Source organism: Prosthecobacter sp. (genome assembly GCF_044373815.1).
Classification (GTDB): Bacteria; Verrucomicrobiota; Verrucomicrobiia; order Verrucomicrobiales; family Verrucomicrobiaceae; genus Prosthecobacter.
The window spans coordinates 1-9,331 of the sequence record NZ_JBIPNG010000254.1; the positions used below are offsets into that span (position 1 = coordinate 1).

Here is a 9,331-nt window from a genome sequence, read left to right on the forward strand (position 1 = left end):
GGCGTTGTCGGCCTTTGGGAAGTGGTGAAGATGTACCGCTACTTCAAAGAGAAGATGGATGCCGTGCTGGACTCCATCCTTGATCAAAAGCCTGAGGCGGTGATCCTCGTGGACTATCCCGGTTTCAATCTGCGCCTCGCCAAAAGCCTGCGCACCGCCGGTTACAAGGGGCGCATCCTCTACTACATCAGCCCGCAGGTCTGGGCCTGGAAAAAAGGCCGCGTGAAGACCATGGCGCAGGTGCTCAATCTCATGATCTGCATCTTCCCCTTTGAGAAGGAGTTTTATGAGAAGAGCGGTCTGCGCACCGAATTCAGCGGACACCCCATGGTGGACCGCGTGGTGACGCTGAAGCGCGACTGGAAGCGTGAGCCCGGTCTCGTCGGCTGGTTCCCCGGCAGCCGCCTCAATGAAGTGCGCCGCTTGTTTCCCATCATGATGGACGCGGCCAAGATCATCAAGGAAGCCGTGCCCAACGCCCGTTTTGCCGTTTCCGCAGCCAACGAAACTCTGGCCGGATTCATGCGCAACATGACCGACGAACACGGCATGCCTGAAGCCAAGCGCTGGATCGAAACCGGCACCGTCTACGACCTGATGCAGCGCGCCGAAGCCGGAGCCGTTGCCTCCGGAACCGCCACGCTGGAAGCCGCCTGCTTTGGCCTGCCCTACACTCTGATCTACAACGTCAGCTGGCCCACCTACGCTATCGCCAAGCTCGTGGTTCGCATCAAGCACCTGGGCATCGTCAACATCCTCGCCAAACGCGAGGTGGTGCAGGAACTCGTGCAAGGAGATCTTAATGCGCAGACGCTCGCCGAAGCCACGCTGGAATTGCTCACCAACGATGCCAAGCGCGAGCAGTTGCAGCAGGAGCTTGCGGATGTCGTGGCCACGCTGGGAACTGGTGGGGCTTACACACGCGCCGCACTGGCGGTGCATGAAGCCATGTGATTCCCGGCAGTTGATCAAGCCACTGCGGCACAAATCTGAAGAGAGGAACGCCCAGGCGCTTTGAGAACAAAGCGCCTGGGCAGAAACCAGTTTTAGACACCGATCTGAGGCAGATTCCAGACGTTCTTGGCGTATTCCAAAATCGTGCGGTCGCTGCTGAACTTGCCCATGCGGGCGGTGTTGTGGATGGCCATCTTCTGCCAGCGGGGCTGGTCGCGGTAGGCTTTGTCCACTTCGGCCTGACACTTGGCGTAGGCGTCGTAGTCGGCCATGACGAGGAAGGGATCGCCATGGGTGAGCAGGCTGTCGCGCAAAGGTTTGAATTCGTCCTGGTTGCCGGTGAAATAATCGGAGGCCAGCCAGTCAATGCTGAGACGCAGGTCTTCGCTGGCGTGGTAGAAGTCCCAGGGATTGTAGCCTCTGGCGTAGAGTTCGGTCACTTCTTCGACGGTGAGGCCGAAGATAAAGATGTTGTCCGGGCCCACTTCTTCGAGGATTTCCACATTGGCGCCATCGAGCGTGCCGATGGTGAGCGCGCCATTGAGGGCGAGCTTCATATTGCCGGTGCCGGAGGCTTCCTTGCCTGCGGTGGAAATCTGCTCGGAAAGATCTGCCGCAGGAATGATGCGCTCGGCGATGGAGACGCCGTAGTTCGGGATATAGATGACCTTGAGCTTGCCATTCACGCGCGGGTCATGGTTGACCTTGGCCGCAAGGGCATTGATGGCGTGGATGATGTTCTTCGCGAGGTAGTAGCCTGGAGCGGCCTTGGCGCCGAAGATGAAGACACGGGGAGCCATGTCGAAGTTCGGATCGGCGATGATCTTGCGATAGAGAGTGACGATGTGCAGCAGGTTGAGATGCTGGCGCTTGTATTCGTGCAGGCGCTTGATCTGGACATCGAACAAGGCGTCAGGGCTGACACTGACCCCGCAGGTGTCCTGAATGATCTTGGCAAGGTGTACTTTGTGCCCGCGCTTGATGGCCTGGAACTTTTCCTTGAATGAAGAGTCGTCGGCAAACTTGTCGAGGGCGATCAGCTTGGTGGAATCCTTCAACCATCCGGCACCAATGGATTCGGTGATGAGGGAGGAGAGCTCCGGATTGCACACATCGAGCCAGCGGCGGAAGGTGACGCCGTTGGTCAGATTGAGGAAGCGTTCAGGATAGAGCTCAAAGAACTCCGGGAAGAGGCGCTCGCAGAGCAGGCGTGTGTGAAGCGCGGCCACACCGTTGGTGGCGTGACTGCCGAGCACGGACATATGCGCCATGCGCACCTTTTTGCCGCCATTCTCCTCGATGAGGGAAAGCGCACGCTTCTTCTCTCCATCCCCCGGCCAGCGCGCCTCAACGTCACCTTCGAGAAAGCGCTTGTTGATCTCATAGATGATCTGCAGATGACGCGGAAGCACACGCTCAAACAACGCCGCGCTCCAGGTCTCCAGCGCTTCGGGAAGCAGCGTGTGATTCGTGTAGGAGAAGGTCTTCTGGCAGATTTCCCAGGCCTGGCTCCATTCGAGCTTCTCTTCATCGAGAAGGATGCGCATGAGTTCTGGAATGGCGACGGCAGGATGCGTGTCATTGAGCTGCACGGCCGCCTTGGCAGGAAACTCACTCCAGGGCAGATCGTAACCGCCTTTGAAACGGCGCACGATGTCAGCCAGCGAACAGGCGACAAAGAAGTACTGCTGCACCAGGCGCAACTCCTTGCCGCTCTCGGTGGCGTCATTCGGGTAGAGCACCTTGGAGACGGTTTCGGCGATGGCCTTTTCACGCAAGGCCTCGATGTAGCTGCCTTCGTTGAAGACCTTGAAGTTGAAGTCTTCATCCGCCTGCGCCTGCCAGAGGCGCAGCACGTTCACAGTATTGCTGTCATAGCCCACGATAGGAATGTCCCATGGAAGACCGAGCAGGCATTTGGTTTCAACCCACTCGTGGTGCGGACGGCCAAATTCGTCGAATTTCTGGATGGTATGACCGTAGAGCTTGACTGACTGGCGATAGGAGGGGCGCGCAATCTTCCAAGGGCTGCCATCACGCATCCACGCGTCAGGATGCTCGACCTGCTTGCCGTTGACGAACTCCTGGCGGAACAAACCAAACTCGTAGTGAATGCCATAACCGATGGCGGGCAGATCCATGGTGCTGAGCGAATCCATGAAGCAGGCGGCGAGACGACCCAGGCCACCGTTGCCAAGGCCCATGTCGGGTTCTTTTTGCACCAGAGTGTCGAGATCTTTGCCCATTTCTGACAGGGCCACTTTGGTGGCATCGTAGATGCCGGCATTGCGCAGATTGTTCTCAAGCAGGCGACCCATGAGGTATTCGAGCGAGAGGTAATGCACGCGCCTCACCCCCTGGGATCGATGCTGACGGCGTGACTGCGTGGCACGCTCCATGACGCGATCCCTCACCGCGAGCGATGTGGCAACATACCAATCATTTTCGCTGGCTGTTTCAATGTAGGCCCCCAGGGTAAAACGCAGGTGATTGGTGATCGAAAGTTTAAGGCTGTCGGTGGTGTTGAGGACGGCGCAGTTGGCGAGGGCTTCCATGGGATAGGCTATGTTGAGAATAAGTTACCAGGTCAACCACTTGGGGGGATCGACCGGCGCGATGAGGAGGGTGATTTCTCCCTTGGGCGTTTTGGTTTGGTAATAGGATAGCAGGATGCTTGCCGGGCCACGTTTGAATTCCTCAAACTTTTTCGTCAACTCCCGCGCCACGACCACCCGATGGTCCGGCGCAGCCTCCGCCAGGATCGCCAGCGTATCGACCAGACGGTAGGGGCTTTCGAAGAAAATGCTGGTGCAGTCACGCTGCAAGGCGGCGGTCAGCATGGTGGTGCGCGCCCCTTTTTTGTGAGGAAGAAATCCACCAAAATAAAAGGGTGTGGTGGGCAGGCCTGACGCCGCCAGTGCCGTGAGGACGGCGCTGGGACCGGGGATGCTCTCCACATGCAGACCAGCCCCGACCACGGCCCCGACGAGGCGCTGTCCAGGATCAGAAACCGTGGGCATGCCCGCATCCGAAATGAGTGCCACGCTGCCCCCCTGCCGGATGTGCTCCAGCAACTGGGGGATGCGATGCGCTTCATTGTGCTCATTGAGGCTGATGAGCCGTGCGCTGATGCCATGATGCTTCAGCAGCATGCCGGAATGACGTGTATCTTCGCAGGCCACCAAATCGGCGATCCTCAGAGTATCGATCGCGCGCAGGGTGATATCGCGCATGTTGCCGATGGGCGTGGCCACCAGATGCAGGCCCGGGGTCAAACGACCCGTGGCAATCACTGGCTCAAGCAACTCATCATCTGCACCTTCTGACTGTTCAGCGGCTGAATCCGGATCCGACGACATGGTGCGGATGGTTACCAGCCTTCGGAAATCTGATCCGAAAGATTGTTGGCCAGACGCTGGGCTGCGTCTTCGAAGAGCTGGGTTTCTGACAGCTGGAGATTCGCCTCAAGGATGATGTAAGAATCAGCCGTGGCATTGCCAGTATGGAGCACCTTGCCAGAGGCGGTGTCCGTGATCGTAAAAAGACAGGTCAAAGAGGCCATGATCTGCGAGCTGCGCAGAACGTTGTTCAGGTCGGAACGGAACTGGGTGCGGTTGATGTTCGAAACTTTCCCCTGCAGCACAGCTTCAGCTTCGCTTTTGGCCACGATCTGATACGAGCCGTGGTTTTGCAGCTGTTTAATGACCGCATTCGTCACCAGCGAGGCCAGCCGGGGCTCCAATGTGAGGTTTTCAAAGGTAGGGACCGCGAGTTTGGTGACGTGGCTCAAGTGGGCAGGCTTGTGAGCACCCAGAGTGTAGCCCGCGCAACCAGAGAGCAGGAGGCAGCCAGCTGCCAGCAGAAGAAAAATCGATTTCATCCAAATAGTTTAAGAAGTGACCCAGCTCAGTAATGGAGTGCTGCAATGCCCGCGCAAGAATTATGACGCAGGCTTCGTCGTGGAAGGCACGGGCGGAACAGGCGGCGTAGGGACCGATGAACCCGGTGCGCGAGGCAGCATGGAGGGCACGCTTGGAGAGGGCGGCACAGGCAGCAAGGCAGGCTTTTCAGTCTCAGGCACAGGTGGGAGCAATGAGCCTGCTCCAGGCGTGGTGACACCGGGCCGAAGCGGCAGCGTCGGCTCCTGCAAAGGAATAGGCACGAAACCTTCGTCTCCCGTACGCATTTTCGGCTTCTGGCTGAGGCGGGCCAGCTCTGGAGCCAGCGGACCGACATAATCATCACGCGCCTTCAAGTTTTCCGCTGTCAGTGAGGTGTAGTCCTGACCCGGACCTTTCTTGGCATCTTCCACACCCTCAGGATCAGCGGCGGCGAGTTCAGCCAGCATGGTGCGTGCTTGGGCGGAAACTTCGGGAGAACCAAACTTAAGCGCCTCATTGAGGTAGATGGCAGCAGCCTTGGTTTTGCCAACACGCTGGTAGAACTTGGCCACGGTGAGCGATTGATTGGCCTCGGCAGTGTTGACCTGATGCAGGATCATTTCAGTCTCCTGTTTGCGATCTCCTCCGGGATTGGTGGCGATGTAGGTGCGCAGGGCATCACGAGCGGCCAGCAGGTTGGATGCGTCTTCACTGCGCTGTGCAGCAATGTTGCTGATGGAACCAATGCGGAACTGGGCTTCAGCCGCCTGTGAGGTGTGAGGATAGTTTTCCACCACCTTGTTGTAGGCGGCAACGGCCTTGTCCTTCTCCTTCAGGTCCTGCTGGATTTCAGCGATGCTGAACTGGGCCAGGGGGGCATATTTACCAAAGGGGGCGTTCTTGATGATCTTCTCGTAGAATTTGATGACCTCAGACGAGTTCATCTTCATGCTGATCAGCAGCATCCCGCGCTGCTTTTTGCCGCCTTTCGCCTCTTCGGCGATCTCATACTGCTTCTCGATGGCCTCACTGAAATGCGGGCTGTCGCGGTAGGACTGAATGAAGGTCTGGAACGCTTCGAACGCGTCATCCATCTTGCCATTGTGGCGGATGATGAGGGCATTGTGGAAGGAGGCCTCCGCCGCACTCGGGGTGAAGGCGTATCTCTTCACAATCGCCTGATACAGGCCCTGCGCCTTGCCGACTTTGCCTGCGTTCTCAGCCTGACGGGCCTGCGCCAGCATGGCGGCGGCGGCGAGTTCCTGCGACTCACGCTCGCTGTCCACAGGGACCACTTTGTCCTTGCTGCCAGAAAACGGCCAGAGTGCGGAGGATGCAGTCGTTAGAGCAAGAAATGAAACGGCACATGCCAGAAGTACTGGCAGGCGGGCGTGGAGGGGGGATTTCATCGCCGGGATAGTAAGTTCTGGTTAAGCTTGCGTCAAGGTGGCAACGCACTTGTCTCACCGCCCCTTGACGGCCCTTGTTTTGCCTGTTCCCCCGGACTAAAGGACACCGCATCATGCGCTTTTTAGTCATTCTGGCCCTCAGCTTCCCCCTGCTGGCCCAATGTCAGAAAATTTCCACTGCCCCGGCCGGTTTTCGCGCGGTACGGGACCTCGACTATGTCGGTTCAGGCAATCAGCGCCAGATGCTCGATCTCTACCTGCCTGAGGCCAAGGCGGACAAGCCGCACCCTCTGGTCGTTTACATCCATGGCGGTGGCTGGGAATCTGGCAGCAAGAATGAGGCGGATGTGCTCCTGGGACTCATCGGAGGCGGCACGCCTTATGCCGGGGCCAGCATCAACTACCGACTCACCAACCAGGCCCGTTGGCCCGCGCAAATTTTTGACTGCAAAGCCGCCATCCGCTGGCTGCGTGCCCATGCGAAGGAACACAACCTCGATCCGGACAAGATCTCCGTTTTCGGCATCTCCGCAGGCGGGCACCTCGTCAGCATGCTCGGCGTCACCGGCGGGGTGAAGGAACTCGAAGGAGAACTCGGCAGCCATCTGGACCAAAGCAGCCGCGTCTCCTGTGTGCTCGACTTCTGCGGCCCCTCCGATTTCCTCACCTTCGGCGGCAAAGGCAGCATCATCGACCCAGACGATCCCAAGGGCGCGCTGGCCAAGCTCATTGGCGGGCCGCTGAAGGACCGCCGGGAAGAGGGCCGCAAGGCCTCACCTGTCACTTACATCACTCCGGACGACGCCCCTTTCCTCATCATCCATGGGGACAAGGACACCCTCGTCCCTTACTCCCAGGCCACGGAGTTTAATACCGCCCTCAAAGCAGCACACGTCCCCTCCACCCTTCTAACCGGCACGGATGGCGGCCACGTCTTCCTGAGCGGTCTGCTGGTCGAACGCATGTTTGCCTTCAATGCCCGCCATCTGCAGGGCAAAGACGTCCAAATCACCGAAGGAGCCGTTCCTTCCAAGTAAACATCTGGCGCAACCGTCCCGGTTGCTGATTCATCCCAGCCGTGCAACCGTCCCGGCTGCCCAAACTTTTTGCAATGACCGATTCCGAAATCAAGTCCGCCATCCTCGACATGGGCCGCCGTGCCCGTGCCGCCTCCTATGCCCTGGTCAAGCTGACCTCCGAGCAGAAGAACACCATCCTCGTGGCCATGGCTGACGAGATCATGGCCCGTCAGGATGCCATCCTCGCTGCCAATGCCCTCGACCTCACCCGGGCGGAGCAAAACGGACTGAGCAAGGCCATGATCGACCGACTCACGCTCGATCCGAAGCGCCTCAAAGCTGTGGCCGATGCCGTGCGCGAGGTCGCCCTGCTGCCCGATCCCGTGGGCGAAAAGCTCACCGACTGGACCCGCCCCAACGGCCTGCACATTCGCAAAGTCCGCGTGCCCATAGGGGTCATCGGCATCATCTTTGAGTCACGCCCGAACGTCACCACAGACGCTGCCTCCCTTTGCTTTAAAACCGGCAACGCCACCATCCTGCGGGGTGGCAGTGAAGCCATCGACAGCAACCGCGCCCTCGCCGCCGCACTCCAGGCGGGGGGCGAACACGCCGGCCTCCCACCCGACAGCATCCAGCTCATCCCCTTCACCGATCGCGCCAGCGTCGAGCACATGGCCCAGATGGATCAGTACCTCGACCTCATCATCCCACGCGGTGGCAAAGGCTTGATCGAAAAAGTCGTGGCCACCGCCCGCATGCCCGTCATCAAACACTACGACGGCGTATGCCATGTGTATGTCCATGTGGATGCGGATCTCGACATGGCCGCGAACATCATCGTCAACAGCAAGTGCCAGAAGCCCGGAGTCTGCAACGCCCTCGAAACCATCCTGGTGCATGAGGATCTCGCCGCCACTTTCTACCCGCTCGTTGGTCAGCGTCTCCTTGAAGCCAGCGTGGAAATCCATGCGGATGCCACAGCACTGCAGCATCTCGGCGTGCCCGCCAAGCCAGCCACCGAGGAAGACTGGAGCACCGAGTACCTCGACCTCATCGTAGCCGCCAAAACCGTCAGCGGTTTGGATGAAGCCATCGCACACATCAACCGCTACGGCTCCCACCACACCGACAGCATCATCACCAAAGACCGCACCGCCGCCGAACGCTTCCAGCACGAAGTAGACAGCGCCGTCGTCCTGCACAATGCCAGCACGCGGTTCAATGACGGTGGCGAATTCGGCTTCGGTGCCGAGATCGGCATCTCCACGGACAAGCTGCATGCGCGAGGCCCCATGGGCTTGGCCGAGCTGTGCAGCTACAAATACCTGGTGGATGGCAGCGGACAGGTGCGGGGGTGAACCCATAACCCGACCCCAAGCCAGCTCTGCAGAGCCAGAGCGCCTGAAGCCGTATTCATGGATAGTGACTGACCTGTCCCTGGCATGGCATCTTTCTTGCGCGCACTTGCCAAGTGCAGCGCATCTTTACTTGCAGTCTCGTGCGCAGCCGTTCTCTTTGCAGTGCTCTTTTCCCCGAAAGGCCGCCGCAGTTGCGACAGGCTTTTCAAGTCCCTATGAACCCTCTGTTTTCTCGTCTTCTTCCCCTGGTCTTCCTGGCCTGCGCCTCCGCATCGGCGGTGATCCCTGATCCGCTGCCCAAAGCACCGGAGCCCATTGATGACATCCTGCGACTGCAGATCTTTCTGGATACGCAGCTATTTGGACCGGGAAAGCTGGATGGCCGCCCGGGTGAGTTCACGACAAAGGCGCTGAAGCGTTACCAGAAATCCCATGGTCTGCCTGAGAGCGAGGTGGAAACCAACACACTGGACCTCTCCAGCGTGCCAGAGATCTACACCAACTACACCATCCGCGAGGAGGACCTCAAGTTCGTCGGTGAGCTGCCACGCCAGCCGTCCGCGCAGAGCAAGAAGAAGTACCTGCCCTACGACTCCCTGCTGGAGTTTTTGACCGAGCGTTTTCACAGCGCCCCAGAGCTGCTGGAGTTCATCAACAAGCCTTTGAAGATGGGCGCCCTCAAGCCGGGGGATGTGGTCAAAGTCCCT

Annotated in this window: 8 protein-coding genes; 4 read left to right on the plus strand and 4 right to left on the minus strand. The window is 59.0% G+C overall.

Annotation, left to right across the window (positions count from 1 at the left end; all coding sequences use genetic code 11):
• Nucleotides 1-954: lipid-A-disaccharide synthase (gene lpxB, locus ACIREA_RS19210; RefSeq protein ID WP_397383952.1), on the plus strand; the 954-nt coding region annotated here is incomplete at its 5' end.
• A 92-nt stretch (nucleotides 955-1,046) separates the two neighbouring features.
• On the opposite strand, the gene ACIREA_RS19215 is transcribed toward lpxB, so the two are convergent.
• From ACIREA_RS19215 to ACIREA_RS19230, 4 genes are read right to left on the minus strand one after another with little or no spacing between them, the layout of a single operon-like run.
• Nucleotides 1,047-3,509, minus strand: a complete 2,463-nt coding sequence (locus ACIREA_RS19215) for a glycogen/starch/alpha-glucan phosphorylase (protein ID WP_397383953.1) — start codon at nucleotides 3,507-3,509, stop codon at nucleotides 1,047-1,049.
• A 24-nt stretch (nucleotides 3,510-3,533) separates the two neighbouring features.
• Nucleotides 3,534-4,313, minus strand: a complete 780-nt coding sequence (gene rsmI / locus ACIREA_RS19220) for a 16S rRNA (cytidine(1402)-2'-O)-methyltransferase (protein ID WP_397383954.1) — start codon at nucleotides 4,311-4,313, stop codon at nucleotides 3,534-3,536.
• An 11-nt stretch (nucleotides 4,314-4,324) separates the two neighbouring features.
• Nucleotides 4,325-4,834, minus strand: a complete 510-nt coding sequence (lptE, locus tag ACIREA_RS19225) for an LPS assembly lipoprotein LptE (protein WP_397383955.1) — start codon at nucleotides 4,832-4,834, stop codon at nucleotides 4,325-4,327.
• Between the two features lie 60 nt (nucleotides 4,835-4,894).
• The gene (locus tag ACIREA_RS19230; RefSeq protein WP_397383956.1) at nucleotides 4,895-6,244 is read right to left on the minus strand and encodes a tetratricopeptide repeat protein; all 1,350 of its coding nucleotides are present in this window, start codon (nucleotides 6,242-6,244) and stop codon (nucleotides 4,895-4,897) included.
• A gap of 113 nt (nucleotides 6,245-6,357) precedes the next feature.
• Between ACIREA_RS19230 and ACIREA_RS19235 the strand changes: the two genes are divergently transcribed.
• The 3 genes from ACIREA_RS19235 to ACIREA_RS19245 all read left to right on the plus strand — a co-directional run.
• Nucleotides 6,358-7,281, plus strand: coding sequence for an alpha/beta hydrolase fold domain-containing protein (locus ACIREA_RS19235; protein ID WP_397383957.1), 924 nt, complete (start codon nucleotides 6,358-6,360; stop codon nucleotides 7,279-7,281).
• Nucleotides 7,282-7,355: 74 nt separating this feature from the next.
• Nucleotides 7,356-8,624 (plus strand): glutamate-5-semialdehyde dehydrogenase, encoded by a 1,269-nt coding sequence (locus tag ACIREA_RS19240; protein ID WP_397383958.1) that lies wholly within the window; start codon nucleotides 7,356-7,358, stop codon nucleotides 8,622-8,624.
• 215 nt (nucleotides 8,625-8,839) lie between these two features.
• Nucleotides 8,840-9,331: peptidoglycan-binding domain-containing protein (locus ACIREA_RS19245; RefSeq protein WP_397383959.1), on the plus strand; the 492-nt coding region annotated here is incomplete at its 3' end.

What these genes read in the sequence shown, in the direction of transcription:
- ACIREA_RS19235 (WP_397383957.1), top strand. Translation starts at nt 6,358, where the DNA reads ATGCGCTTTTTAGTCATTCTGGCCCTCAGCTTCCCCCTGCTGGCCCAA.
- ACIREA_RS19230 (WP_397383956.1), bottom strand. Translation starts at nt 6,244, where the DNA reads ATGAAATCCCCCCTCCACGCCCGCCTGCCAGTACTTCTGGCATGTGCC.
- ACIREA_RS19240 (WP_397383958.1), top strand. Translation starts at nt 7,356, where the DNA reads ATGACCGATTCCGAAATCAAGTCCGCCATCCTCGACATGGGCCGCCGT.
- rsmI (WP_397383954.1), bottom strand. Translation starts at nt 4,313, where the DNA reads ATGTCGTCGGATCCGGATTCAGCCGCTGAACAGTCAGAAGGTGCAGAT.
- lptE (WP_397383955.1), bottom strand. Translation starts at nt 4,834, where the DNA reads ATGAAATCGATTTTTCTTCTGCTGGCAGCTGGCTGCCTCCTGCTCTCT.
- ACIREA_RS19215 (WP_397383953.1), bottom strand. Translation starts at nt 3,509, where the DNA reads ATGGAAGCCCTCGCCAACTGCGCCGTCCTCAACACCACCGACAGCCTT.